Here is a 25,552-nt window from a genome sequence, read left to right on the forward strand (position 1 = left end):
GATTACAGCAGCAATGCCTTCTGGAACAGGTTTAAATTTATTTGCTAAAAAATTTCCAGATCGTACATTTGATGTAGGGATAGCAGAACAACATGCGGTTACCTTTGCTGCAGGGTTAGCAGCGGAAGGGTTAAAACCATTTGTTGCTATTTATTCAACATTTTTACAAAGAGCCTATGATCAGGTTGTGCATGATGTGGCGATTCAATCATTGCCTGTACGTTTTGCTCTTGACCGTGCTGGGTTGGTTGGGGCAGATGGTCAAACCCATGCGGGTTCTTTTGATACAGCATATCTTGGTTGTTTACCCAATTTTGTTATTATGGCACCAGCAGATGAAATCGAACTTATGCATATGGTACGTACAGCAGCATCTATTGATCATTGTCCCAGTGCAGTTCGTTATCCACGGGGTGACGCTAGTGGTATAGCCAGACCAGAGCGAGGGGAAATTTTACCAATAGGTAAAGGACGTATTATATCAGAAGGAAATAAAATAGCCTTACTATCCTATGGGACTAGGTTAGGGGAATGTATTAAAGCTGCGGAAGAACTCGCTTCATTAGGATTAAGTACAACTGTTGCTGATGCAAGATTTGCTAAACCTTTGGATGAAGAACTTATTGCAAGATTAGCCAAAGAACACGAAGTGCTTATTACAATTGAAGAAGGTTCAAAATGTGGATTTGGTGCGTTGGTTCTTCATTTCTTGGCTGATAAGGGAATATTGGATCATGGGCTTAAAGTCCGAACCATGACATTGCCAGATATTTTTCAAGAGCATAATTCACCAGAAAAACAATATGATGAAGCAGGGTTAAGGGCATCACATATTGTACAAAAAGCACGTGAAGCTTTAGGTCATATGCATGTAGAAAAGATGGCCCAAGCTTAGTTTGAAAGCTGATAGATCTAGCAATGAATGGTATTATATTATTTGTTAGTATTGTTTCTTTTATTAGCTTTTGTATCTGGTTTTATTTGATATTTTTTCGTGGTTTTTTTTGGTTATGTAATCAAAAAATCAAAACGACGAGTGATATCAAATTGCCACAAAATCCTAAAATTGCTGTTATTATTCCTGCACGCAACGAACAAGATGTGATTGGTTCTAGCATTACCTCTTTATTACAGCAAGATTATGAAAATGCGTTTCCAGTAATTTTAGTTGATGATGACAGTCAAGATCAGACTGTAAGAAAAGCACAAGAAGCAGCTGTAAGCATTGGCCAACAAAAACGTTTAATAGTTCTTCATAATAAAAGTTTACCTGTCAATTGGACGGGTAAATTATGGGCCTTGTCTCAAGGTATAGATTATGTCCAACAACATTATGAAGTAGATTATATGCTTTTAACCGATGCAGATATCGTACATCATTCTACAAATTTAAAAGAATTAGTAATTAAGGCAGCGCAAAATAATTTAGGGTTAACTTCCTTAATGGTTAAGTTGCCGTGTCTATCATGGATAGAAAAAATAACTATACCAGCCTTTATATTTTTTTTCCAAAAACTTTATCCTTTTGCTCATGTCAATAATAGTAAAAAAAATATAGCTGCAGCTGCAGGGGGATGTGTCCTAATTAAACAAGAGGCCTTAATTAAAATTGGTGGATTGGGATCTATCGCTTCTTGCTTGATTGATGATTGTGCGCTTGCCGGCAAGGTAAAAAAACATTTTAAAATATGGCTTGGTTTATCTGATCGAACTTGTGCTATCCGCCCTTATGATGGGCTTTCTGGTGTATGGTCTATGGTTGCACGTACAGCTTTTACCCAGTTAAATTATTCTTATTTTTTATTATTAATGACCTCTTTAGGTATGATTTTGACTTATATGATACCAGTTTTTTCTTTAATATTAGGGGTAGTCGGTCATAATAAATTCTTGATTATTTTAAATATCTTAACCTTGATTATGATGTTGGGTTCTTACCTTCCTACTTTAAAACTTTATAAAATTAATCTATTAACAACTTTAACATTACCTTTTGCAGCTTTTCTTTATATGCTCATGACATTGGATTCGGCCAGGCGTCATTATCAAGGTAAAGGTGGGGTATGGAAAAACAGGATTAAAGGTGGTGTTCAATCGTCATCCAATATTTTGTAAATCAGTATTAAGTAAGTAAATCCAAATGTCTCATGTCGATAATTTTTCTGAAGCAAATCGTGTTTTAGTAACAAAATCAAAAACGAGTTTTTATTGGGCTATGAGGTTGCTCTCCCAAGAAAAGCGTGATGCTATGTATGCCATTTATTCTTTTTGTCGTATTATTGATGATATTGCTGATCAAGATGGGGCAAGCAATTCCGAAAAATTGCACTCACTTAATATATGGCGTCAAGAAATTAAAGATCTTTTTAATAATAAAATTAATCCAAACAACCCTATTATCCAAGGATTATCTTTAGCTTGTAAAAAATTCTCTTTAAGACAAGAAAATTTTGAAGCAATTATTGATGGTATGGAAATGGATATTGATAAACCTATATGTAGACCAACTATGGATGAATTAGATCTTTATTGTGCACGTGTGGCAAGTGCTGTTGGCATGCTTTGTATAAAAGTTTTTGGGCTGGAGGAAAAAATAGGTGATTTGATATCTTTCCATTTGGGACGTGCTTTACAATTGACAAATATTTTGCGTGATTTGGATGAGGATATGCAGCGAGAACGTTTGTATCTTCCTGAAGAACTATTGAATGAATATGGTATTAAGGACATGTCACCACAAAAAATTCTAGCCCATCCAAATATTAATAATGTATGTAGAAAACTAGCTTTTGTAGCAGAACAACATTTTAAAGAGGCCAATCACCTTACTAATTCTTGCCCGCGTACTTTAACGAAGCCTATTCGATTAATTTCTGCGTATTATAATAAAATTTTATTTAAACTTATTGATAGGGGATGGAAAAATTGTACCGTACCGGTAAAAATTTCCAAATTTAATAAAATTGTCCTTATTTTACGTTATAGTTTTCTTTAATAGGTTGGATGATTAATGGCAACTGTGCATATTATAGGTGCAGGTTTGGCTGGTTTATCAGCTGCTGTTGAATTATCTCAGCATACAAATTTTCAAATTGCTCTTTATGAAACATCAGATCATGCTGGTGGCAGATGCCGTTCATTTTATGATTCAATTTTAGGCTGCGAAATTGATAATGGTAATCATTTGATTCTAGGAGCTAATAAATATTTATTTAGATTCCTAAATTTTGTTAATCCAGATGATATCTCGTCTGGTTTTTTTTCACCTTCAAATCCCGCAATTCCTTTTATTGATTTGAAAAATAATCATAGATGGCTAGTACACCCAAAAAAAAGTTTTTTTCCTTATAATTTAATTGAAAAAAAATATCATATCCCGGGACAAGATCTTGCCAGCTATTATCAAATTTTAAAATTACTAAAAGCTAACCATAAAAAAACACTTCATTCCTATTTACCCTTAAACAATGCATTCACAAAAAATTTTTGGGAACCTTTATGCTTGGCAATTATGAATGCACATCTTGATGAAGCATCTGCTATTTTATTTGTAAATGTTTTAAAAAAGGTTTTTTTTAATGGTAAAGATGCCTATCAACCTTTTTTAGCCTATCAAGGTCTTTCTCATGCACTTATTGAACCAGCACTTAAATTTTTAAAGAACAAAAATATACCAATTCATTATCATGCATCTTTAAAAAGAATAGAATCTAGAAATACAAAAATTTCAGATTTATATTTTGGAAATGAGCAAATTACTTTAGCCCAAGATGATAAAGTTATATTTGCTTTACCTCCTTTTGCTTTGACAAAAATTATTCCTGCGTTAGATGTACCCAAGGAGTATCGATCAATTATTAATATTCATATGATTTTACCTAAACCATTAAATAATGTTGGGGAAGTAAAAATCATAGGATTAATAAATAGTTATAGCCAATGGGTTTTTTGTCGCCACAATATTCTTTCGATTACGATTAGTGCCGCTGATTCTTTATTGAATTTATCAGATGATGAATTATCTACTTTAGTTTGGCCAGAAATGAAAAAAACATTGAATGTGGAATTTCAATATATTTTACCTGCAGATTTTATCCCAACAATACGCATTATTCGTGAAAAGCGGGCAACTTTTCTACAAACACCTTTAAATATTTCCAAAAGACCGAATCCTTCTATTTTTTTATCTAATACTTTTTTAGCTGGAGATTGGATTAATACACAATTACCTGCAACGATTGAAGGGGCTGTTTATTCAGGTGTTTTAGCTGTACAAGAACTTTGTAAAAAATAATAAAAATGTTTATTTTTTTAACTAATAATGTACAGTCTTAATTTATTATATTAAGTATTTGTAACGTATTATAATTTATGGGTAATCTTTATGCACGGGCAGCAAAATAATCATCAAGTAAGATATACAAAATTTGATATACAACTTGATCAGGTTATAAATAAAGCGAGACATTATCTAAAACAAAAACAGCATTCTGATGGGCATTGGCTTTATGAATTAGAAGCTGATGCTACAATTCCTGCCGAATATATTATGTTAGAACATTTTCTTGATGAAATTGATCAAGAAACAGAAAAAAGATTAGCAAATTATTTACGTAATATTCAAGGTATGCATGGCGGTTGGCCTTTATTTTATGGGGGTGATTTTGACTTAAGTGCAAGTGTAAAAGCTTATTTAGCATTGAGATTGGTTGGTGATGACCCCAATGAAGCACATATGAAAAAAGCTCGTCTTGCTATACTTGAACATGGGGGGGCTGCCTCCAGTAATGTATTTACAAGAATTGCTCTGGCAATTTTTGGTCAAGTTCCATGGCGTGCTGTTCCATCAATGCCTGTTGAAGTTATTTTATTGCCAAGATGGTTTCCTTTTCATATCAGTAAAATTGCTTATTGGTCGCGCACGGTTGTTGTACCTTTATTAGTTCTTATGGCCTTAAAACCACGTGCAAGAAATCCAAGACGTGTTAAAATTGATGAACTATTTCTTCAGGCACCTCATAAACATAAAAAATATTTAACGAATGTAACAGGATCATGGTGGGGAAGTTTTTTTCTTTTTATTGATAAATGCTTAAAAATTGTTGAACCATTTTTTCCTAAAATTTTGCGCAAAAAAGCTATTAATAAATGTATTAAATGGATAACAGAACGTCTAAATGGTGAAGATGGGTTGGGAGCAATTTTTCCAGCTATGGCTAATGTTGTTATGATGATGGACCAGTTAGATTATCCTAAAAATCACCCAGATTTTGTTAATGCTAAGGAAGCTGTTTTAAAATTGCTAACGATTCCTGAAGAAGGTAAAGATCAATATTGTCAACCATGTCTTTCTCCTGTGTGGGACACGGGATTAGCATTGCATGCTTTAGCAGAAACTGGAGAGGTTAGTGATTATAATCTTATGCTTAAGGGGGCAGACTGGCTAAAAGACCGTCAAATAACAGATTTATATGGGGATTGGTCTCTTAAAAGACCTCATGTAAAACCTGGTGGATGGGCCTTTCAATATAATAATCCCCATTATCCAGATGTGGATGATACTGCAGTTGTCGCGATGATTTTAAATAGATTAGATAGTAAACTCTACCATCCCGTCGTTGAAAGAGCAAAAGATTGGATTTTGGGTATGCAATCTAAAAATGGTGGATGGGGTGCTTTTGATATTGATAACACATATTATTATTTAAATAATATACCTTTTGCCGACCATGGTGCTTTATTGGACCCACCAACAGTTGATGTAAGTGCACGCTGTGTAAGTATGCTGGCCCAGCTTGGTTATGGATTAAAAGATAAAAAAGTAAGAAAAGCTGTTGAATATCTTAAATCAGAACAAGAAGAAGATGGATCATGGTTTGGACGTTGGGGAACCAATTATATATATGGAACTTGGTCGGTATTATGTGCGCTTAATATTGTTGGCGAAGATATGAATAAACCCTATATTAAAAAATCTGTCGCATGGTTGTTATCAAGACAAAATGAAGATGGTGGATGGGGTGAAGATGGTGGAACCTATTGGTTGGAAAAACGTTTTGTGTGTAAAGCAAGTACAGCATCACAGACGGCATGGGCTGTAATGGCTTTGATGGCTTGTGGTCATGTTGACTATCCAGAAGTTATTAAGGGTATTAATTATTTAATTCGCAATCAAACTCCAGAAGGTGGATGGGAAGAAAAATGGTTTACAGCTGTTGGTTTCCCCAGAGTTTTTTATTTAAGATATCATGGATATTCACAATATTTTCCATTATGGGCATTAGCACGCTATAGAACTTTACAAAAAACAAATTCGAAGAAGCCAATGTATGGAATGTAATAGTGTAATATTAAGATTTAACTATAAATTAAGGAATTAGTTTTAAAGATAATATTATGTTATTGATATATTGGATTTAAGTATGTTAGGCCGTGTTTTACCCTTTATTGCTGCAGCTATTTCCGTGCTCATTATTTTAACGGGTTTAATTATTATTGAGCATCTTGATACAGCCCGTTTTATCCAGTCTGAGCGAAGCAGAATTCTTAATTTGGCAGGATTATTAAGAGCACGACTAGAAAGTTCTATTAATAGTACGCTTTGGTTGGCAGCAAGTTTAAACACGCAAATTGCAGTGCATAATGATATTGAATCTGAAGAATTTCAAGCATTTGCCAGAGATATGTATGCACGAAGTCCAATTAACTTTCAAATTTATTTGGTTAAAGGTAGTAAAATAATTGATGCGTTTCCTAGACCCGAAAATCATAATATTATTAATCTTGATGTTACTAATATGCCTAAACAAAGGGAATATTTTCAACAAGCTATGGTTTCAGGGCATACAGTGGTATCAGAACCTTTTGAATTCCAGAATAATGAAAAAAGTATTTTTTCTTGGATGCCAGTTTATGTAAGAGGTAATGGATCAAATTTTCAAGCCCAAACATACTGGGGTCAAATTATTATTAATGTTAAATATTCTACATTATTAGCTGAGATTAATTTATCAGAAGCTGCAGATCAATTAAATGTGGCTATTCGTGGTGTCAGTATCCAGGGAGAAAATACAGGTATTTTTATTGGTGATAGTCGCGTTTTTCTAGAAAATCCTGTTTTAACTAAAATTAATTTGCCTAGCGGATCTTGGCAAATGGCAGCAATACCAAGGGAAGGGTGGCCAAAAACCTCACCTAATAAATGGTTCCGTCGTATGATGGGAAGTTTCATAGCCTTGGTTGTAGGGTTTTTATCATTCTTTTTATTATCCAAACAGCAATCTCTTAAAGAACTAGTCATAGAATTATCAAATCGCGATAGAGAATTGGTTCAACGTGATCATTATTTGGCACAACGTAACCTTTTGTTGCAAGTCCAACAAGATGCATCTTTGGATGGTATTTTGGTTATTGGACCTGACCGTAAAGTGCTTTCATATAATTTACGATTTGTTGAAATATGGAGATTGGATAATAAATTACTAGACAATGTGCCTGAAGAAAAAATTGCCGATATTATGAAAGACCAGTTAATTAATACGGAGCTCCACCCTCTTTATGATTTATCTTTTAAAAGACCTGTTTATGAACAAGCGGATGAATTGATTTTAAGTGACGGGCGTTTTTTAGAACGTTATGCAACTAGTTTGATAGGTTCAGATAATACAGATTATGGGCATGTTTGGTTTTTTCGTAACATTACTGCAAGAAAAAGAACCGAAGCAGCACTAGCGCAAGCAAGAGATGAAGCTATTCATGAACGTGAAAGAGCAGAAACAGCAAACCGTGCTAAATCTGAATTTTTAGCTTTGGTAAGTCATGAATTAAGAACGCCCTTAAATGCAATTATCGGATTTTCCGAAATTATTTCTAAAGAACTGTTTGGTGAAATTCTTCAAAAGAAATATGTTTCTTATGCTTTAGATATCCATAATAGTGGGGTTCATCTTCTTTCATTAATTAATGATATTTTAGATATTTCTAAAATTGAAGCTAAGAAAATGGAATTATTTAAAGAGATTATTGATGTTGATAAAGCGGCAAAATCATGTTTACTTTTGGTTGAAGGTTTAGCTAGAGAAAAAGATATAAATCTTCATTATGAAGAACCTAAAGATGTTACAACTGTTTATGCTGATTTAAGAGCTGTTAAACAAATGATCGTAAATTTATTATCAAATAGTTGTAAGTTTACCCATAGTGGTGGATCAGTTTCATTACGTTTTGATAAAACTGCTGATAATTGGGTTGTGGCTACTGTCTCTGATACCGGTATTGGTATGTCACCAGAGCAAATTCAAACAGCTTTAGAACCCTTTGGTCAGGTAGAAAACCAATTAACACGTACACAACAAGGAACAGGATTAGGTTTGCCTATGGTCAAATTACTTATTGAGCAACATGGGGGGCGTTTAGAAATTGATAGTAATCCTGATCAAGGAACAACGGTACATTTATATTTTCCACCCCAAGAAATTTAAAAATAGAAATTTATTATGATAGGTATTATTACCGGTCTTTTAAGTGAAGCAAAAATTTTATACAAATCAGGAAAGGAACCAACTTTTATTAAAACCGCAGTTGGTAATAAAAAAATTACCGAAAAACTTGCTTGGGATTTAGTTGAACAAGGTGCCAAAGGTTTGCTTAGTTTTGGTTTGGCAGGTGGGCTTACCCCAGAAATAAAATCAGGTGATATTATTATTCCTGATCAAGTGCTAACAAAAAATGATATGTTTACTACTGATTACATTTGGCATCAAAACATTGTTCGTTATTTATCGGTAAATAATCTATCTATAAAACAAAATAAACTTTTAGGTAGTGATATTCCTTTAATATCAGTCGAACAAAAAAAATCTATGCATGATATATTTAATGTGTCATGTGTGGATATGGAAAGTCATCATGTGGCTCGGGTTGCTCAACAAGCAAAACTGCCATTTTTAGTCATTCGTGTTATTATTGATACGTATAATGATCAAATGCCTAGTTTTATTATAAAGGCCATGCAGCAAGATGGAACAATCACCATTATACCTTTGTTCAAAGGTATAATGGTCGAGCCTACCAGCATTTATAATATGGCTAAATTAGGGATAAATTTTTTTAAAGCAATAAAGCAATTACGCCGCGTTGCTCGATGTCTTCCCATCACTTGTGGATTGCAATGATGCTGCTGGTTTAGCATCTTTGTGGGTATGAGTTAAAAATTCAGTAACGTTATTTTCAAATACCCATTCAGCAGCTCGTTGGTTAACCATTGAAATTTCAGGTACCATAGGTTTTGTTGTGTTAAACCCTTTAAGTTTCACAAGCAAAGCTTTCCAAGGTTTGCTTACAGTATCCTCAATAGCTGATCCTTCATATCCGCAATGAACCATACAATCGGCACATTTTTCATAATTACCGGTACCATATTGTGACCATTCTGTTGTTGTCATTAATTCTTTAAAACTTTTGGTAAATCCTTCACCCAATAAATAACATGGTCTTTGCCAACCAAATACGTTTCTGGTTGGGTTACTCCAAGGTGTACAATGATATGATTGATTACCTGCAAGAAAATCTAAAAACAAGGTTGATTGCGAAAATTCCCATTTTTTGGCTTTTGCATCCTTAAGGATAGAACGGAAAAGCTCTTTAGTTTGTTTACGGTTAAGAAAATGTGCTTGATCTGGGGCACGTTCATAGGCATAACCGGGTGATACGGTAATACCATCTACTTTATTATCACGGCACCAATCAAAAAATGCTGTGACTCTATCAGGCTGGGCATTGTTAAATAAAGTACAATTCACATTAACCCTAAACCCTTTATCTTTGGCTAATTTGATAGCACTCACACATTTATCAAAAACACCATCTTGGCATACAGATTTATCATGCTCTTCTTTTAACCCATCAAGATGGATTGAAAAAGTAAGATAAGGGCTGGGTTTAAAAAGATGGATCTTTTTTTCAAGTAAAAGGGCATTGGTACATAGATAAACAAACTTTTTACGTGCAACTATTCCTTCAACAATCTCTCCCATTTCTTTATGAAGCAAAGGTTCACCCCCAGGGATAGATACAATAGGGGCGCCACATTCATCAACAGCTTGCAAACATTCTTGGACAGAAAGTCTTTTGTTCAGAATTTCATCAGGGTAATCAATCTTTCCACATCCTGAACAGGCAAGATTACAACGAAATAATGGTTCTAACATAAGGACAAGAGGGTAATGTTTATTGCCCCGAAGCCGTTGTTTTAAAATATATCCGCCTACACGAAGTTGTTGAATTAATGGTATACTCACAATGAAACCCCTTAATCTAAACTACAGATTTTAATGAGATAAAATAATATAGCTTTGGTTGAATAATTAAAGGCACAATATATAGCAAATTATTGGCTATAAATCAATAATAAATGTATTTTTAATGAATCAATTTGAAATTTGTATAATTGTTTTTAATATAAATCCAAAATATTTCGATACTATCCCAAATTTAATTCTAAGATTCCGAGAAATATATGACCCAAGGTATTATAAGGCTAGCTAAAGCAGAAGATGAAGTATCTATTCGCCGTCTTCAAATGCTTTTTAGTACTGAAATAGATGATCCATTCGGCATTATGGAAAATAGTTTTGAACATAGCTATTTTGCTGTTTTTGAAATAGAAAATAATTGCAAAAAATCAATTGTAGGTATGGTTAGTTTGCTGCGGGCTTATTCAAAACCTTTTATATTTGAACAGATTTTTCCTGATATTTGGGATCGTTTTAATTTACAAAAATTAACGGGATATTTTGACATTACAAGGGATAATCTTTTAGAAGGGGATTGGGCATATCTAGAAAAACCTTATCGTGGAAAAGCTTTGGTGGGTGCGTTGTGGGCGGCACTTTTAGTATATGCTTATCATCAAGGATATAAAATTTCTTTCACAGTCAATAATCAAAAATCGATTAATATGATTAACAAAATTGGTCCGAACCTTTATAAATTAATAGGTTTATCTTCCCATGTAGGTAATGATCACTATAATCTTATGATGTTTGATCTGCCCACCATTCAAGACAAATTATATAATTTTATTAAGACTTTACGTAGAGAAGAACCTGGTATTATTTGGCAGCTTCCTATGGATTGTCGTGAATAAGGGTTGAATTTTTTAGGATAATATGTATTAATTTATTAAATTTAACTGATAATGAATTTGTAATATATTAATTAATTAATTTATTAAAACATCCATTTTTCAATAGGTAATAATTCTAAATGAGCAGTGTAAGACCTTATCGTGATATTCATCGTCGTCAATGTCGGCAAATATATGTAGGAAAGGTGCCTGTTGGTGGGGATGCGCCTATTGCTGTACAATCTATGACCAATACTTTAACAACAGATGTTAAAGCGACCGTGGATCAAATTCATGGTCTTGAAAAAGCTGGCGCTGATATTGTGCGTGTTTCTTGTCCGGATGAAGAATCTACTGCTGCCTTGAAAGAAATTGTTAAACAAGTTTCTGTGCCGATTGTAGCCGATATACATTTTCATTATAAACGCGGTATTGAAGCAGCAGAAGCAGGTGCTGCATGTCTTAGAATAAATCCAGGAAATATTGGATCCGCAGACCGCGTCCGGGAAGTTGTCAAAGCCGCCAAAGATCATCAATGCTCTATTCGCATTGGGGTTAATGCTGGATCACTGGAACGTGAATTATTAGAAAAATATGGTGAACCTTGTCCAGAAGCAATGGTTGAAAGTGCTCTTAACCATATACGTATTTTAGAAGATCATGATTTTTTTGAAACCAAAATTAGCTGTAAAGCATCAGATGTATTTTTGGCCGTTGCTGCGTATCAGCAGCTTGCCGATGCATGTGATTATCCATTGCATCTTGGTATTACTGAAGCAGGAGCATTGCGAAGTGGGACAGTTAAATCATCAATTGGTATTGGCAGTTTATTATGGGCAGGTATTGGGGATACGATACGTATATCCCTTTCCGCAGATCCTGTTGAAGAAGTTGCGGTTGGTTATGAAATGCTTAAAAGTTTGGGTTTACGTAGACGCGGGGTCACTTTAATTTCATGCCCATCTTGTGCACGCCAACAATTTCAAGTTATTAAAACTGTTGAGGCATTAGAGCAGCGTATTGCCCATATTACAACACCGATGACTGTATCGGTGATTGGATGTGTTGTGAATGGACCAGGTGAAGCAAGGGAAACAGATATAGGATTCACTGGTGGTGGAAATGGTACGCACCAGGTTTATATTGCAGGGGTACCCCATCATCGATTAAAAGAAGAAGGTATCGTTGATCATCTTGCCGATTTGATTGAAAAAAAGGCAGCGGAAATAGAAGCTCAAAAAAAATTGGCAAGTTAATCAATTTTTTTAATAGTTAAATTTATTAAATAAAATTTTATTCTTTTAGATAAACCCAGGTTGCTTCGTGTTTATTATGGAATAAATGACTTGTTGTGCTATGGGGAATCGCTTGGAATTTTTTGATAATGTCGTAATTATCTTTTCCTTGGAATTTAATTGTACAAATAAATCTCTGACATAAACCTGATTCGAGCCATAAAGTAACAAGTTTGAATAAACGTTCAGGGTAGCAGGCAATATCGGCAAATATCCAATCTACAGGCCCAATATCTTTGGGTTGGATTGAAAAGGCACTTGCATTAATGTAATTAATATTAGACATTTTCGATATATTGGGGACAAGGGGTGCTTTATCAATACTTATCACCTCGGTGCCTAGTTTTGCTAAAACCCAGCTCCAGCTTCCAGGACTGCTACCAAAATCAATACATTTTTCCTTGATCTTTGGCCAAATTTGTAATTTTGAAAAAATTTCCCACAATTTTAAATAAGCCCGGCTTGGTGGCTCGTTTTTATTTTCAACAAAATGTATTTCACCATGGGGAAAAGGGCTTGAACATTGTGATGCAGCAAGAATAAGGTCAGGTTCAATTAAACACCATGAGCCTAAAGGTGCTGTGGGTAATTTGAATGGAAAGGGCCAAGGTTTAAACTTAATAACAGGGAGATGGTCTTCAATTAATTTAGCGCGTCTAAAAAGATGAAACTGGTATCCAGCCCAATTACGTTGAATAGATTTTAATAATCGCCCTGCATGTTTAATAGAATCAATTTCTAAAAAAATAGGATTATACCAAGTATTTATAGCCCAAACAGGGGATATTTTTTGGGAGGAACAAAGAAAAAGTCTACCATATCTTGTAATAATATGATCAAGTTCACCTTCAAGAGTATGTTCATAATCCGGCGCTGCAAGATAGGCAATTAAATCTTTGGAATCAGAAAGATGTATCAATTATTGCGAACTTTTATAAATGGTATAATTATATTTAAATTATTTTTATTAATCTTGCCTAATGTTAAAGCAAAATGGTAGCTCTATGTTATGTTAAAAAGATTAAAGGGGGAATAATCCTTGTTAAATTTTGAACTTACCGATGAACAACAAGCCATTCAAACGATGGCACGCAATTTCGCTGTTGAAGAAATGCAACCCCATGCAGCATTATGGGACAAGGAAAAATTTTTTCCTGTCGAATGTTTAAAAAAAGCTGCAACTTTAGGACTAGCTGGTATTTATGTTCAAGAAGACATAGGGGGGGCAGGCCTTGATCGCCAAACGGCGGTTCTTATTTTTGAAGAACTTTCCTCGGGATGTGTTTCAACGGCTGCTTATTTATCCATTCATAATATGGTATGTTGGATGATTGATACAGCTGGTAATGATCAGCAAAGATCAACCTGGCTTCCATCAATGTTAACTATGGATCGTTTAGGAAGTTATTGTTTAACTGAACCCGGATCAGGGTCAGATGCGGGTTCCCTATCAACCCAGGCACGTCTTGTTGGAGATGATTATGTTTTAGATGGAACCAAAGCATTTATTTCCGGAGGTGGTACAAGTGATGTTTATGTGGTAATGGCAAGAACAGGTGCAGCAGGTCCCAAAGGGGTTAGCGCTTTTATCGTTGAAAAAGGAACACCAGGCCTTTCTTTCGGTAAGTCTGAACATAAATTAGGGTGGAACAGCCAACCAACCTCTATGGTTTTTATGGAAAATTGTAAGATACCTGTACGTAATCGTTTGGGTGTGGAAGGGTCTGGGTTCAAATTAGCAATGCGCGGTCTTGATGGTGGCAGACTTAATATCGGGGCATGTTCTGTGGGTGGGGCACGTTTTTGTTTAGAGATGACATCCCAATATATGAAAGAAAGAAAACAATTTAATCAACCTTTAACGTCATTCCAAGCGCTACAGTTCAGATTGGCTGATATGGCAACGGAACTGGAAGCATCGCGTTTGATGTTACGAAAGGCAGCCTTTATGCTAGATAATAAACATCCAGATGCTACGGTTCACTGTGCTATGGCCAAACGTTTTGCGACAGATACAGGATTTAAAATCTGTGATGAAGCTTTACAACTCCATGGGGGATATGGATATCTTCAAGATTTTCCTGTGGAGCGATATTTGCGTGATACACGTGTTCATCGGATCCTTGAGGGAACAAATGAAATTATGCGGGTCATTATTGCCCGACATCTTTTAGCAGAATAAGGTTATATGATGAGTGAATCTGAAATTACTGTCGATTATCAAGGCAGTGTGGCTATTTTAACTTTAAATCGCCCCAAAGCCCTTAATGCCTTAAATCATTCCATGATTAAACCCATCCAAGATTATTTAAATCAATGGGCACATGATAAAAATATTGCGGTGGTTCTTTTTAAGGGTGCGGGTGACCGGGCCTTTTGCGCAGGTGGGGATATAAAATCAATATATGAAGCACGCGACACTAATCCAAAACTTTTAAAAGATTTTTACTCTGATGAATATAAGCTTAATCGTACGATCCATCTTTATCCAAAACCTTTTATTGCTTTAATTAATGGGATTACCATGGGTGGTGGGGCTGGCCTTTCAATTCATGGGCATTTCCGTGTTGCTGGTGAAAAAACAATTTTTGCAATGCCTGAAACATCTATTGGTTTTTTTCCTGATGTGGGAGGGGGATATTTTTTACCAAGATTGCACGGACAAATTGGAATGTATTTAGGGTTAACCGGTAATAAAATTGGTTCAGCTGATTGTTATTTTGCGGGTCTTGCAACGCATTATATAAATGAGACAAAATATGAAAATCTTATTCAAGAATTATCGCACTTATCATTTAAATCAAGGCCGCGTGATGTATCAGAAATTTTATCAAAATTTCATCAAAACCCAGGCCAATCAAAATTAAATGAAGATTACGCCGCAATTAACCACCATTTTGGACATTCTTCTGTCATTGATATTCTTAATAGTTTAGTGTCTGCCCAGAATGATTGGGCACAGCAAACCTATCAAACGCTTTTTACAAAATCACCAACTTCCCTAGAACTGACTTTCAGGCAACTTCGTTATGGGGCCAAGTTTGATTTTGATGAAGTTTTAAAAATGGAATATAGACTTAGCCAATATTGTATGAAGCAAAATGATTTTTTTGAAGGTGTGCGTGCCATATTAATTGATAAAGATCAAAGACCACGCTGGCGTCCGGCAGCATTATCAAGTGTTGCAGAAGAATTAAATATTGAAGATGCTTTTCTTTCTCTAGGTGATCAGGATTTAATTTTTAATTAATTTTAAAAGGGGAATAACATGACCAAACAAAATATAGGTTTTATTGGATTAGGTCATATGGGCTTACCAATGGCCCATAATTTGATTAAAGCTGGTTTTAAAGTAAAAATTTATGATGTGATGGATCAAAATGTTTCTAAAGCTGCCTCTTTAGGTGGGGAGGCTGTATCTTCATTAAAACAAATTCCTGACCATATTGATGTTATGATTACTATGTTACCGTCAGGTAAAGAGGTTAAAGAGGTTTATCAACATTTACTGCCCATTATTCAATCTGGAACTTTATTGATTGATTGTTCGACGATTGATGTCGAAACAGCAAGAATGATTGCAGAGGAAGCCGCACAAAAAAAGATATTAATGGTTGATGCCCCTGTGTCGGGCGGTGTAACGGGTGCTGAAAAAGCAACATTGACGTTTATGGTTGGTGGTCCCCTAGAAGCATTTAAAAAAGCAGAACCAATTTTAAAAATTATGGGAAAATCTATTATTCATGCTGGATCGTCAGGCAATGGCCAAGCTGTAAAAATCTGTAATAACATGATGTTAGCTATTCAAATGCTTTCTGTTGCTGAAGGTTTTGCTTTGGCAGAAAAATTGGGTGTATCAACCAAAACTTTATTTGATGTAAGTGCCCATGCATCAGGTCAATGTTGGTCCTTAACCAGCTATTGTCCAGAACCCGAATTAGTACCAACTGCACCATCAAATCATAATTTTGAACCTGGTTTTACAGCCAATATGATGTATAAAGATTTAAGATTGGCAACACAAGCAGCTCAATCAAATCTTGCTGCTATTCCTTTGGGGGCGGAAGCTACATCTCTTTATGCGCTTTTTTGTAATAATGGAAATGGTATGAAAGATTTTTCTGCAATTATTCAAATGATTAAAGGTAAAAATAACATTAATCCATAGAAGTTGATTGGATATAAACGACTTGGTTTTCGTTATTTATAACGGCAAAAAAAACTTCGTTATTATAAGAACATTTTTTGTTGAGTGTTACAGTAGTATGTTGTGGGATATATCCTAATTTTGTGCTTCCAATGACAGGTGTTTGATACATCATTATTCTTTTTTGTGCCGTTAAAGTTTGATTATACGGTTCACACTTATAAGAAGAAAGTAATAACAAATTTTCAGAATCAGATGAATTTGTTGCAGCAACATTTTGTGAATTGGATGGTTGGTTTTTTGTTTCATTTAGTTTATCCTTTGCCTTGGGCAAAGTATTTTCTTGATCAACAGGGGATGCTGATGCAACGGGTTCTGATTTAACCGAAGATATCTCATTTATAGATGGGGAATTATTTTGATCAGCAGGAGAATGAGCAATATCCGGTGCGTTTTCTATAAGTGCTTTAGAATTTATTTCTTTTGTCTCTAGGACAGGAGGAGAATTATTTTCTGATGTTACTGTTTCCTGTTCTGTTTTGATCATTGTTACAATAGATTGATTTTCAGATGCAGCAGATTTTGGATTTTCTGTTGGTACAGCAATTTCTTGGACGGTAGAATGGGTAATTTCTAATGTTGGCTTATTTATTTCTGGTACAGTTTTTTGTTCGTTAGTTTTTTCTGACACTTCACCATTACGATCTGTTGAATTTGATGCCAATTTTTTATTATCAGAACCCGTTTCTTGCTTTTGATCAGTAACTATAAGATTATTTTTTATGGGTGCAAATGTACTTTCTTCAATATTTTTAGCTTCTAATGTTTTTGAGGAAGCAGGCTTTATATCGACAGATATTTTATTAGTTTCAGCTGTGATACTGTTTGATACAATGGGTTCTTTTGGTATGGGTTTTTTTTCCATTGATAAGGGAGATTCATGTTCAAGGACCATAGTATTCGATTTTACTAGAAGCTTGTTATAATTTTTTAAAGCTGGTTCATACCCATAGATAGAAGCTTGCCTGTACCAGTATAAAGCTGAAATTAAATCTTTTTTACCCCCTTTACCTTGTTCATAATAAAGACCCAAAGCATATTGGGCAGGTGTATAATTATGATAGGCAGCTTTTTGATACCAAAAACGGGCCTGACTATAATCTTTTGCTTGCCCTTTACCCTGCTCATAAAGAAGAGCTAGGTTATATTGTCCCCAAAGATCTTCTTGTTCTGCTGATAATTTATACCAAGAAAATGCCTCTTGAAAATTTTTTTCCGTTCCCAACCCATTTTCATAAAAATAACCAAGAGCTCTCTGGGCTGTTTTGTCACCTAATTGGGCATATTTTTTAAATTCAATAAAAGCTTGCTTATAATCTTGTTGATAAGTAAAGGCCCAAGCTTCTTTAAGAGAAGCACAAGCATCTTGTATAAAGCCGGACAATATAGTAATAAAAATTATGAGAATAAAACAACGCATAAATATATTTAATTTTTAATAATAGATAATGGAAATAAGTTAATAAATATTATATAAAGTTATGAAAATCAAATTATAATCGACTATAATTTTTACCCATATAAGATGATAGAGATTATAGCTATAAATAAAGTTCAAATATTTAATATCATATTGGCACTATAATTATGTCTCATTTAAATAAAAACATGTCTTGGTTAAAGCCATTAGTTGAATATGGTCCCTTAATTGCTTTTTTTACGTTATATTTAATACGAAAAAATCTTTTTGAAGCAACAGCTGTTTTAATTATAGTTACAATTATTGGTGTTGTTTTGGCATGGATTTTTGAAAAACGTATACCACTATTACCACTTATAACAGCTTTGATTGTAAGTTTTTTTGGTGGGTTAACTTTGCTTCTTCATGATGAAATATTCATCAAAATGAAACCAACCATTGCGCAGCTCTTTTTTGCTCTTATTTTATCGATTGGATTATTTTTAAAAAAACCTCTTCTTAAATCAGTTTTAGGAGGGGGATTAAGCCTAAGTGCGGAAGGATGGAATAAATTAACCAAAAGATTTATTTTGTTCTTTATAGCTATGGCAGTATTAAATGAATTGGTTTGGCGTACTCAAAGCACAGATTTTTGGGTACATTTTAAAGTTCTAGGATTAATTGGTTTAACAATTTTATTTATGTTACTTCAGATTCCTTTATTTAAAAAATATCAAATACCAACGGATAATGCTTAAATCCTTTTTATAAAATGCTAATATTCTCTTGATCCTACTATTCTATAAATTTTGTCAATCACATCTATAGTAAGTGTTGATAAAATATAAGGGTTTAATTGTGCTACATCAATTGTATCTGCTGTTTGGTTGATCAAGCGTCGGACCAATGTTTTTTGTTCTTTAGTTACAATAATCACATAACAATTTTTGGTAAGTGGGCGTTGAGGATGACAATAAACAATTTCACCTTGATAATAACGTGGTTCCATCGTTTGATCGGTTATAAAAAGACCAAAACTACCTGATACTTTATTAAGTTCGTCCGGCATTGGAACCCACAAAGCTGGATATATCCAATCAATGCTATTAGGGTCAAGTCCCCCTTTTACAGTTCCATAAATTGGTAAATCTTGATTGGAGACAAGTTTATTAAACCAATTCTCTTTGCCAAAAGCTGTACGTTTCTTTGAAGTTTTTAAAGAAGATTTTTGTTCGCTGGGATCAAAATTTTCTAATTCAGTCAGATGAATAGGTTTTAAATCTTGCTCTTCGCATCCTAACAATTTGGCTAGTTTATAACGTATATCTTCAGGAAGATATTTGGGGACACCTCTTTTAAAATATTGTTGAAGATAAGCGTGATTTTTTCCAATTTGTTTTGAAAGATAGGCAAGATCAAATCCATTTTTTGTAATCATTTGCTCTAGGAAGGTACGAATTTTATCCATTTGTGTCGATTCTATAAAAAATAGGTAAGAAATAACTTATTTAATATATTTATTCTAAGGAAATAAGCCAAAAAAATCAATAGAAAATAATAAACTATAAAAATCCTATTGACAAAATTAAATAGTCCTATTATATATAATAGGTAATAAGATTTATCCTATTACACAGAAGGGAATAATAGATGAAAAACGGGGATTATAATAAAAACTTGGCTTGCAGAAAGGTTCATACCAGAAGAAGTTGCGCTAAAAAAATACATGAAAAGAAAATATATCTAAAATCTCTTGATCTACAGTCGAAAAAAATTAATCAAGCAGAAAAAAAATGGGCACAGAAAATGGTAGTACGCCAATTTTCTGATGATCAAAATGCATTAATACAATCAGAAACTGTATGGAAGGTTTTATCACCCCCAACTTATGTGTTTTCTTCCAGTAGCGCGGATTTGGCAGCTTTACCCAATAATTATTAATTTTCTAATCAAGAGAGAAGATAATGATACACAATAATGAATTACTAGCTAATCACAAAATAATGCAGGAAAAAATACATTTATATGACGACGTTTTACATTATAAAAATAACTTAAACCTATATAATAAAAATGAAACACGGGAAAATTCTGTACCATGGTCATTATGGGAAAAATCATTACAAAAAGCTGCCTATGAAATTGATCATGCTTTTCGTACATTAACTAAAAAAAGTATGGTTGCAATGTCGGATCCATTTTATGTAAGAGATACAAAGAAAAATTCGAATAAAAATGATCAAAAAATTGTAAAACGTTATAAAAAATGGGCAGATAAAGCTGCCCTTGATCCTAAACTTTTTAATTTAGTTTTAGATGTGATTGTTTATGATAAAAAATTAAATAATCATTATGAAAAAGAGCTATTAAAAAAAACTTTAGAATTATATAGGGAAATTAATCAATAGTAATATTTATGGTTTGTTTTTGTTATTTACATTTTTTCAACTATAAAATAAAATGATACACAATAAATAATCTAAAATATTATAATAACAAAAACTATATCGTTTATAGATGATAGAGATAAATTATAATGTTTTTAATAATCAGGATGTTTTTATAATTATGCACAATACTAAAAAAATTTCATTCATTATTCTTGCTTTAATAATAGTAGGAACAATGTTTTTTAAAACTCAACCTATTTTTGCCGCAGAATTGAATTGCTTAGAAAATAAAATTTTTCGATGTGATGCTATTAATACAAGAGATCAATTAAATAGTTTAGATCGTCCTTCTGTCACGTCCCCATCAGGACCAATGTCACCTGGACCTACACCTGAAAAACCTATTAAATTTACCGAAAAAAAAGAAGATTTTAGAAGAGGTATTTTAATTTACACAAAAGAAACACGTACTTATGAAGATGGAAGTTGGATTACAAACACCTATTTAAAAGACAGACCAGAGTTTAAAACCTTGGCTGGTGAATTAAGACCGGGAAGATTAGCCCAAAAAGCCGTAGAATTTGCTGAAAAAAATGTGGGTGGAAAATCACCCAAGGTAAAGTCAACCACCAAGATTGGTGATACCCCAGTTAAGGGTCAATCAACAGAAACTATTCAATATGATAATGGGGATCAGGTTGTCATTGTCCGTGATATGGCAACCAATCAAGAAATAAGCAAAACCTATACAATTAGAGATGGTGGGTTCAATATTAATATTGAACTTAAACCTGATGGTTCTGTTGTTTTAAGCGGACGAGATAATGGTAAATTATTAAATCGTTTAGATGATTATTTAAAAACTGTTTCAGAATTACAAACCTTAATATTCTCACGTTCCAGATCACAAGGACAGAATAATGAAGATTTTGATCCTGCAACATACAATGATAATGACGGGTCAAATAAAGCATCAACGCAAAAAGAAGAAGTGACAAGAACCCCATCGGAGCCACAAATTTTTTAATTTTGTAGCCATTTTATTGATTAACCCCTTTTGTGAAAACAAGAGGGGTTTTTTTATGGAAAAATAATATTTTATTAATCATCTTTTAAGATTTTATAAGTTAGTATTATTAAAAGCACTGATTAGTGTAGAAAGGGGGCAAAATGACAAAATCCCCAAAACTGTACTATTTTATATCTAAATTAATTTGGAAAATATTTATTATTGCTGGATTAAATATTTTACTTATAGGGTTATTATGGGCACATCCTAATCTTGATGCTATATCAAAGACAAATGCATCGCTCTTGCAAATTGTCAAAGAAGCTTCGGAAGAACGACATTCTTATAAAGATGTTCAAAATCTTAAATTTTTTTACCGTATTTATCCTTTTGGTTCAGGTATTTTTTATGGGTACCAAGATAGAAGTTTAGTAGGAATAGTTATTGCGGGCGATAATCAAGGATCAGTTATGGCACAATTTAGTGTGGGATCATTAGCTCAATATATCCGTACAACCTTACCTGTTCCAGGGGGGAACAAAAACCAACCATCCTTATCATCAGGGGAAATTGATGAAGGTACTTATGTCACCTACGAAAATGGAGATACGGTAATTACCCTTGATGATGGAACGATTATTGTTGTTTATGGGCCAGCTGGTATAGAAGGTAAAATAATCTTTTATAAAGATGGCTCTCTTAATATTGAGTTTGCGTCAGGACCAAAAGCTGTAGCTTTAATTAATGAATTGGACAAAATAAGTATTAACATCGACTATGATGAAAATCATATTGAAAAATTTTGGAATAAAAAAGATGGAAGTAATGATAATGAAAATGAACGAAGCGTACCCCTAGAACAAAATATTCCTGATAGTAAATTTGAAACTCTTCAATAAATAATAGTATAAATTAATTCTTAAATAAAAAAGCAGATTCTAAATCGAATCTGCTTTTTATATTATAAAGGGTTTGATCATGAATGAAATTATTTTTAATCAACCATTAAATAAAAAATTTCCATCATCACGTTATAATCCAAGATTACCTTTTATATCTTTACACAATAGACAAGAAAGATTTGCCATTGTTATTGCCCACAGACGTGCAGGAAAAACAATTGCATGTATTAATGAACTTATTCATTCGGCTGTATATTGTGCGTATCCTCAACCTCGTTTTGCTTATATTGCGCCTTTTTTCGTTCAAGCTAAAGATATTGCCTGGGATTATTTAAAATACTATTCGCAAGATATAATAAATGTAAAGTTTTATAAAAAAGATTTAAGTATTATTTTTGATAATGATGCTCAAATCAAATTATATGGTGCAGATAATCCTGATCGTTTACGCGGAATTTATTTAGATGGTGTTATTATTGATGAATATGCACAGATTAACCCCCGTTTATGGAGCGAAATTATCAGACCAACTTTGATAGATAGAAAAGGATGGGTTATCTTTATAGGAACACCCATGGGACGTAATAATTTTTATCATCTTTATCAACATGCAAAAAAAGATTCTTCCTGGTTTTGTTCTTATTTACCTGTAAGCCTGACTAATATTATATCACCTTCTGAATTGGGTGTTTTAAAAAAAACAATGCGTCCTGAACATTATGCCCAGGAATTTGAATGTAGTTTTGATGCTGCTATTAAGGGATCTTATTACGGTCAGCTTATTGAGAATGCAGAAAAAGAAAATAGAATTACACTAGTTCATCATGATCCATTATTATCTGTTCATACGGCTTGGGATTTAGGTATTAATGATAGTACGGCTATTTGGTTTTATCAACAAATAGGAAACGAAATTAGATTAATAGATTATTATGAAGCCGCAGGTTTTGGGCTAGATCATTATGTAGAAAAACTTTTCCAAAAAACACTTTATAATTATGGAACACATTTTTTACCCCATGATATTAATGTACGTGAATTAGGTACAGGTAAGAGTCGATTGGAAACATTGAAATCTTATGGAATTAAAATAGAAATTATACCAAAACTTTCGTTTGAAGATGGAATTAATGCCGCTAAGATTATTCTACCGCGATGTTGGTTTGATGATACAAAATGTACAAAAGGGTTGAATGCTTTAAGACTTTATCGGCAACAATGGGATGATCAAAGACAAATTTTTTATCCAAATCCTGTACGTGATTGGACAACCCACGCCGCTGATGCTTTTCGTTATTTGGCGTTGGGAATTAAAGAAAAGAAGCAGGCTTTTATAGATGATTCAAAACCTGTCTATCACCCATTTTTGTGGAATAATATTTAAATGTAAAAAATATTTAAATACTCTCTTGAATTTTAAAAATTGATTACCAGATAAAATTATGTGAATGCCAATTGGGTTCACAGTTTGAAACCCCTTATATTAGATTATAAGGAAAATTTTAATTCCATGTTGCTTTAAGGAGGATATGGCTATGCGCAACTTTGATTTAACACCTTTATTTCGCTCATCAATAGGATTTGACCGTATGTGGAATCTACTTGATACGGCAACCAGACTTGATGATAATAATTTTTCTTACCCACCTTATAATATTGAAAAACTTAGTGATGAAAATTACCAAATTACTATGGCTGTCGCAGGTTTTTCAGAAGAAGATTTGACAATTACAGTTAAAGAAAATTCTGTTATTGTAACGGGTAAGATTGTAAACAAATCTGAAGATGATAAAAAATATCTTTATCATGGTATTGCAAGTCGTTCTTTTGAAAGACGTTTTGAATTAGCTGATTATATTCGTGTTGAAGATGCAAATTTAAGTAATGGACTTTTACATATTAAATTGGTTCGTGAAATTCCTGAAACAGCGAAACCACGTACTATTAAAATTACCGCAGATACACCAACAAAAAAAGTAATTGAAGGTAAAGCTGCCTAATTAAATTAGTAAGACAAATGATAAAGCCTAAGAGAATATAAATCTCTTAGGCTTTATTTTTTATAAAATAATTATACAATATATGATCTAATTATTTTATTTTGGTGGTTATGAAAAAAAATCTTGAATTAGATTTATCCCATATTTTAAAAATTCGGGCTAAGAAGAATTTTTTGTTACACCCAACCATGGATGAAATAAAAATTATAGAAGCTATGATGGGTGCCCAGGCCCAAGTTATGTCGGCCGCCTTTTTACAATTGAAAACAAGGCAGTCTGAAAATTCTTATCCTGTTTTTACAACTGATTATTTAAGAAAAAATCACCTTGTTAAAATGTGGGCCCAACGCGGGACACTGCATCTTTTATCTACGGAAGATGTTCCTATGATTGTGGGATTAAGACAATTTTTTGTACCTGCCTATTATAATTGGTACAAACAAAATAATCTGAAAGTAAAGCAAATTGATAAATTATTAGATCATATTATAGATTTAATTCATACAAAGCCATATACACGTAAACAATTAAGCCAAGTTTTGGTTCCCAAACTTGGGACATGGGCTAAACCATGGATTGAACATAATTGGGGTGGAATTATGAAACTTGGGGCGGCTAAAGGTTTGTTGTGTCATGATTTGGTTTTAAGTTTGGATAAACAAGAAATATTTTTTACTGCATTGCCAGAAAAAATTAGATCAAAAATTTTAGACCCGGAAGATGCATCTATTCTTATGGTACGACGTTTTATCGCACAATATGGGCCTGTATCTTATCAAGATTTCAGTAAATTTACAGGGTTATCTGTAAAAAAATCCCAAGATATCTTTCAAAAAATTGCTTCTGAATTAATGCTAGTGAATTTTGGATCTTATTGTGGATTTATATTTAAGAAAGATGAAAAAGAATATCGAACAGCTGTTGATCTTTCTAATCATCTTACTGTAACGCCTTTATTTGATCCTTATCTTTTGGCTCATATAAAGACGGACCAATTTTTATCTTCATCCTTTCGTAAGGATGTTTATCGTACCGCAGGTTGGATTTCACCGGTTATTTTAAAAGATGGACAAGTTCATGCTGTTTGGTCATATCAAAAGCAAAAAAATAATTGGAAAATAAAAATAAAACCCTTTTATTCTTTTACTAAAAAAGAATTTAAAATTATTGAGAAAAAAATATCGTATCTTCTTGGTGATGGAAAGGTAACTTCATTTCAAATTGG

At 33.3% G+C, this 25,552-nt stretch carries 24 protein-coding genes; 20 read left to right on the plus strand and 4 right to left on the minus strand.

Annotated features, from left to right (window positions below; translation table 11 throughout):
• From K1X44_05590 to K1X44_05620, 7 genes are all read left to right on the plus strand, one after another.
• On the plus strand, positions 1-895 hold an 895-nt coding region (locus K1X44_05590), incomplete at its 5' end, for a 1-deoxy-D-xylulose-5-phosphate synthase (protein MBX7146763.1).
• Between the two features lie 32 nt (positions 896-927).
• Positions 928-2,115, plus strand: coding sequence for a glycosyltransferase (locus tag K1X44_05595; GenBank protein ID MBX7146764.1), 1,188 nt, complete (start codon positions 928-930; stop codon positions 2,113-2,115).
• A gap of 25 nt (positions 2,116-2,140) precedes the next feature.
• Positions 2,141-2,995 carry a presqualene diphosphate synthase HpnD gene (hpnD, locus tag K1X44_05600; GenBank protein ID MBX7146765.1) on the plus strand — a complete coding sequence of 285 codons (855 nt, stop codon included), beginning with the start codon at positions 2,141-2,143 and terminating at the stop codon, positions 2,993-2,995.
• 15 nt (positions 2,996-3,010) lie between these two features.
• The gene (gene hpnE, locus K1X44_05605) at positions 3,011-4,294 is read left to right on the plus strand and encodes a hydroxysqualene dehydroxylase HpnE (GenBank protein MBX7146766.1); all 1,284 of its coding nucleotides are present in this window, start codon (positions 3,011-3,013) and stop codon (positions 4,292-4,294) included.
• A gap of 90 nt (positions 4,295-4,384) precedes the next feature.
• Positions 4,385-6,340, plus strand: coding sequence for a squalene--hopene cyclase (gene shc, locus K1X44_05610; GenBank protein MBX7146767.1), 1,956 nt, complete (start codon positions 4,385-4,387; stop codon positions 6,338-6,340).
• An 82-nt stretch (positions 6,341-6,422) separates the two neighbouring features.
• Positions 6,423-8,480, plus strand: a complete 2,058-nt coding sequence (locus K1X44_05615) for a CHASE domain-containing protein (protein ID MBX7146768.1) — start codon at positions 6,423-6,425, stop codon at positions 8,478-8,480.
• Positions 8,481-8,495: 15 nt separating this feature from the next.
• Positions 8,496-9,173, plus strand: coding sequence for a hypothetical protein (locus K1X44_05620; protein ID MBX7146769.1), 678 nt, complete (start codon positions 8,496-8,498; stop codon positions 9,171-9,173).
• Here K1X44_05620 and hpnH read toward each other — a convergent pair.
• Positions 9,126-10,298, minus strand: coding sequence for an adenosyl-hopene transferase HpnH (gene hpnH / locus K1X44_05625; protein ID MBX7146770.1), 1,173 nt, complete (start codon positions 10,296-10,298; stop codon positions 9,126-9,128). The two genes, K1X44_05620 and hpnH, sit on opposite strands and share 48 nt — an antisense overlap.
• A gap of 218 nt (positions 10,299-10,516) precedes the next feature.
• Here hpnH and K1X44_05630 point away from each other — a divergent pair, with 218 nt between their 5' ends.
• Positions 10,517-11,146 (plus strand): hypothetical protein, encoded by a 630-nt coding sequence (locus K1X44_05630; protein MBX7146771.1) that lies wholly within the window; start codon positions 10,517-10,519, stop codon positions 11,144-11,146.
• Between the two features lie 119 nt (positions 11,147-11,265).
• Positions 11,266-12,381, plus strand: coding sequence for a flavodoxin-dependent (E)-4-hydroxy-3-methylbut-2-enyl-diphosphate synthase (ispG, locus tag K1X44_05635; protein ID MBX7146772.1), 1,116 nt, complete (start codon positions 11,266-11,268; stop codon positions 12,379-12,381).
• Positions 12,382-12,418: 37 nt separating this feature from the next.
• On the opposite strand, the gene K1X44_05640 is transcribed toward ispG, so the two are convergent.
• The gene (locus K1X44_05640; GenBank protein MBX7146773.1) at positions 12,419-13,339 is read right to left on the minus strand and encodes a hypothetical protein; all 921 of its coding nucleotides are present in this window, start codon (positions 13,337-13,339) and stop codon (positions 12,419-12,421) included.
• 165 nt (positions 13,340-13,504) lie between these two features.
• Here K1X44_05640 and K1X44_05645 point away from each other — a divergent pair, with 165 nt between their 5' ends.
• From K1X44_05645 to mmsB, 3 genes are read left to right on the plus strand one after another with little or no spacing between them, the layout of a single operon-like run.
• A complete protein-coding gene (locus K1X44_05645; GenBank protein MBX7146774.1) occupies positions 13,505-14,602 on the plus strand; it encodes an acyl-CoA dehydrogenase family protein in 1,098 nt (365 codons plus the stop codon).
• 6 nt (positions 14,603-14,608) lie between these two features.
• The gene (locus K1X44_05650; protein MBX7146775.1) at positions 14,609-15,670 is read left to right on the plus strand and encodes an enoyl-CoA hydratase/isomerase family protein; all 1,062 of its coding nucleotides are present in this window, start codon (positions 14,609-14,611) and stop codon (positions 15,668-15,670) included.
• Positions 15,671-15,688: 18 nt separating this feature from the next.
• A complete protein-coding gene (mmsB, locus tag K1X44_05655; GenBank protein ID MBX7146776.1) occupies positions 15,689-16,588 on the plus strand; it encodes a 3-hydroxyisobutyrate dehydrogenase in 900 nt (299 codons plus the stop codon).
• Here mmsB and K1X44_05660 read toward each other — a convergent pair.
• The gene (locus K1X44_05660; GenBank protein MBX7146777.1) at positions 16,578-18,047 is read right to left on the minus strand and encodes an SEL1-like repeat protein; all 1,470 of its coding nucleotides are present in this window, start codon (positions 18,045-18,047) and stop codon (positions 16,578-16,580) included. The two genes, mmsB and K1X44_05660, sit on opposite strands and share 11 nt — an antisense overlap.
• A 188-nt stretch (positions 18,048-18,235) precedes the next feature.
• Between K1X44_05660 and K1X44_05665 the strand changes: the two genes are divergently transcribed.
• The gene (locus K1X44_05665) at positions 18,236-18,784 is read left to right on the plus strand and encodes a septation protein A (GenBank protein MBX7146778.1); all 549 of its coding nucleotides are present in this window, start codon (positions 18,236-18,238) and stop codon (positions 18,782-18,784) included.
• 17 nt (positions 18,785-18,801) lie between these two features.
• Here the strand turns inward: K1X44_05665 and K1X44_05670 are convergent, their stop codons facing one another.
• Positions 18,802-19,494 (minus strand): hypothetical protein, encoded by a 693-nt coding sequence (locus tag K1X44_05670; protein MBX7146779.1) that lies wholly within the window; start codon positions 19,492-19,494, stop codon positions 18,802-18,804.
• Positions 19,495-19,676: 182 nt separating this feature from the next.
• Between K1X44_05670 and K1X44_05675 the strand changes: the two genes are divergently transcribed.
• The 7 genes from K1X44_05675 to K1X44_05705 form a co-directional block, all read left to right on the plus strand.
• Positions 19,677-19,967 (plus strand): hypothetical protein, encoded by a 291-nt coding sequence (locus tag K1X44_05675; GenBank protein MBX7146780.1) that lies wholly within the window; start codon positions 19,677-19,679, stop codon positions 19,965-19,967.
• 23 nt (positions 19,968-19,990) lie between these two features.
• Positions 19,991-20,434 carry a hypothetical protein gene (locus K1X44_05680; protein MBX7146781.1) on the plus strand — a complete coding sequence of 148 codons (444 nt, stop codon included), beginning with the start codon at positions 19,991-19,993 and terminating at the stop codon, positions 20,432-20,434.
• A 160-nt stretch (positions 20,435-20,594) separates the two neighbouring features.
• Positions 20,595-21,443, plus strand: coding sequence for a hypothetical protein (locus K1X44_05685; protein MBX7146782.1), 849 nt, complete (start codon positions 20,595-20,597; stop codon positions 21,441-21,443).
• 143 nt (positions 21,444-21,586) lie between these two features.
• Positions 21,587-22,324, plus strand: coding sequence for a hypothetical protein (locus K1X44_05690; GenBank protein ID MBX7146783.1), 738 nt, complete (start codon positions 21,587-21,589; stop codon positions 22,322-22,324).
• A 79-nt stretch (positions 22,325-22,403) separates the two neighbouring features.
• Positions 22,404-23,711, plus strand: coding sequence for a terminase family protein (locus K1X44_05695; GenBank protein MBX7146784.1), 1,308 nt, complete (start codon positions 22,404-22,406; stop codon positions 23,709-23,711).
• A gap of 151 nt (positions 23,712-23,862) precedes the next feature.
• A complete protein-coding gene (locus tag K1X44_05700; GenBank protein ID MBX7146785.1) occupies positions 23,863-24,327 on the plus strand; it encodes an Hsp20 family protein in 465 nt (154 codons plus the stop codon).
• A gap of 110 nt (positions 24,328-24,437) precedes the next feature.
• A partial coding sequence (locus K1X44_05705) for a winged helix DNA-binding domain-containing protein (GenBank protein MBX7146786.1) occupies positions 24,438-25,552 on the plus strand: 1,115 nt, incomplete at its 3' end.

The organism is Alphaproteobacteria bacterium (assembly GCA_019695395.1).
GTDB lineage: Bacteria > Pseudomonadota > Alphaproteobacteria > JAEUKQ01 > JAIBAD01 > JAIBAD01.

Excerpts from the sequence above, each read along its gene's own strand:
- K1X44_05695 (MBX7146784.1), top strand. The coding sequence starts at position 22,404 with ATGAATGAAATTATTTTTAATCAACCATTAAATAAAAAATTTCCATCA.
- K1X44_05675 (MBX7146780.1), top strand. The coding sequence starts at position 19,677 with ATGAAAAACGGGGATTATAATAAAAACTTGGCTTGCAGAAAGGTTCAT.
- K1X44_05690 (MBX7146783.1), top strand. The coding sequence starts at position 21,587 with ATGACAAAATCCCCAAAACTGTACTATTTTATATCTAAATTAATTTGG.
- ispG (MBX7146772.1), top strand. The coding sequence starts at position 11,266 with ATGAGCAGTGTAAGACCTTATCGTGATATTCATCGTCGTCAATGTCGG.
- mmsB (MBX7146776.1), top strand. The coding sequence starts at position 15,689 with ATGACCAAACAAAATATAGGTTTTATTGGATTAGGTCATATGGGCTTA.
- K1X44_05645 (MBX7146774.1), top strand. The coding sequence starts at position 13,505 with ATGGCACGCAATTTCGCTGTTGAAGAAATGCAACCCCATGCAGCATTA.
- hpnE (MBX7146766.1), top strand. The coding sequence starts at position 3,011 with ATGGCAACTGTGCATATTATAGGTGCAGGTTTGGCTGGTTTATCAGCT.
- K1X44_05670 (MBX7146779.1), bottom strand. The coding sequence starts at position 19,494 with ATGGATAAAATTCGTACCTTCCTAGAGCAAATGATTACAAAAAATGGA.
- K1X44_05650 (MBX7146775.1), top strand. The coding sequence starts at position 14,609 with ATGATGAGTGAATCTGAAATTACTGTCGATTATCAAGGCAGTGTGGCT.
- hpnD (MBX7146765.1), top strand. The coding sequence starts at position 2,141 with ATGTCTCATGTCGATAATTTTTCTGAAGCAAATCGTGTTTTAGTAACA.
- K1X44_05660 (MBX7146777.1), bottom strand. The coding sequence starts at position 18,047 with ATGCGTTGTTTTATTCTCATAATTTTTATTACTATATTGTCCGGCTTT.
- K1X44_05680 (MBX7146781.1), top strand. The coding sequence starts at position 19,991 with ATGATACACAATAATGAATTACTAGCTAATCACAAAATAATGCAGGAA.
- K1X44_05700 (MBX7146785.1), top strand. The coding sequence starts at position 23,863 with ATGCGCAACTTTGATTTAACACCTTTATTTCGCTCATCAATAGGATTT.
- K1X44_05665 (MBX7146778.1), top strand. The coding sequence starts at position 18,236 with ATGTCTTGGTTAAAGCCATTAGTTGAATATGGTCCCTTAATTGCTTTT.
- shc (MBX7146767.1), top strand. The coding sequence starts at position 4,385 with ATGCACGGGCAGCAAAATAATCATCAAGTAAGATATACAAAATTTGAT.
- K1X44_05685 (MBX7146782.1), top strand. The coding sequence starts at position 20,595 with ATGCACAATACTAAAAAAATTTCATTCATTATTCTTGCTTTAATAATA.
- K1X44_05620 (MBX7146769.1), top strand. The coding sequence starts at position 8,496 with ATGATAGGTATTATTACCGGTCTTTTAAGTGAAGCAAAAATTTTATAC.
- K1X44_05630 (MBX7146771.1), top strand. The coding sequence starts at position 10,517 with ATGACCCAAGGTATTATAAGGCTAGCTAAAGCAGAAGATGAAGTATCT.
- K1X44_05615 (MBX7146768.1), top strand. The coding sequence starts at position 6,423 with ATGTTAGGCCGTGTTTTACCCTTTATTGCTGCAGCTATTTCCGTGCTC.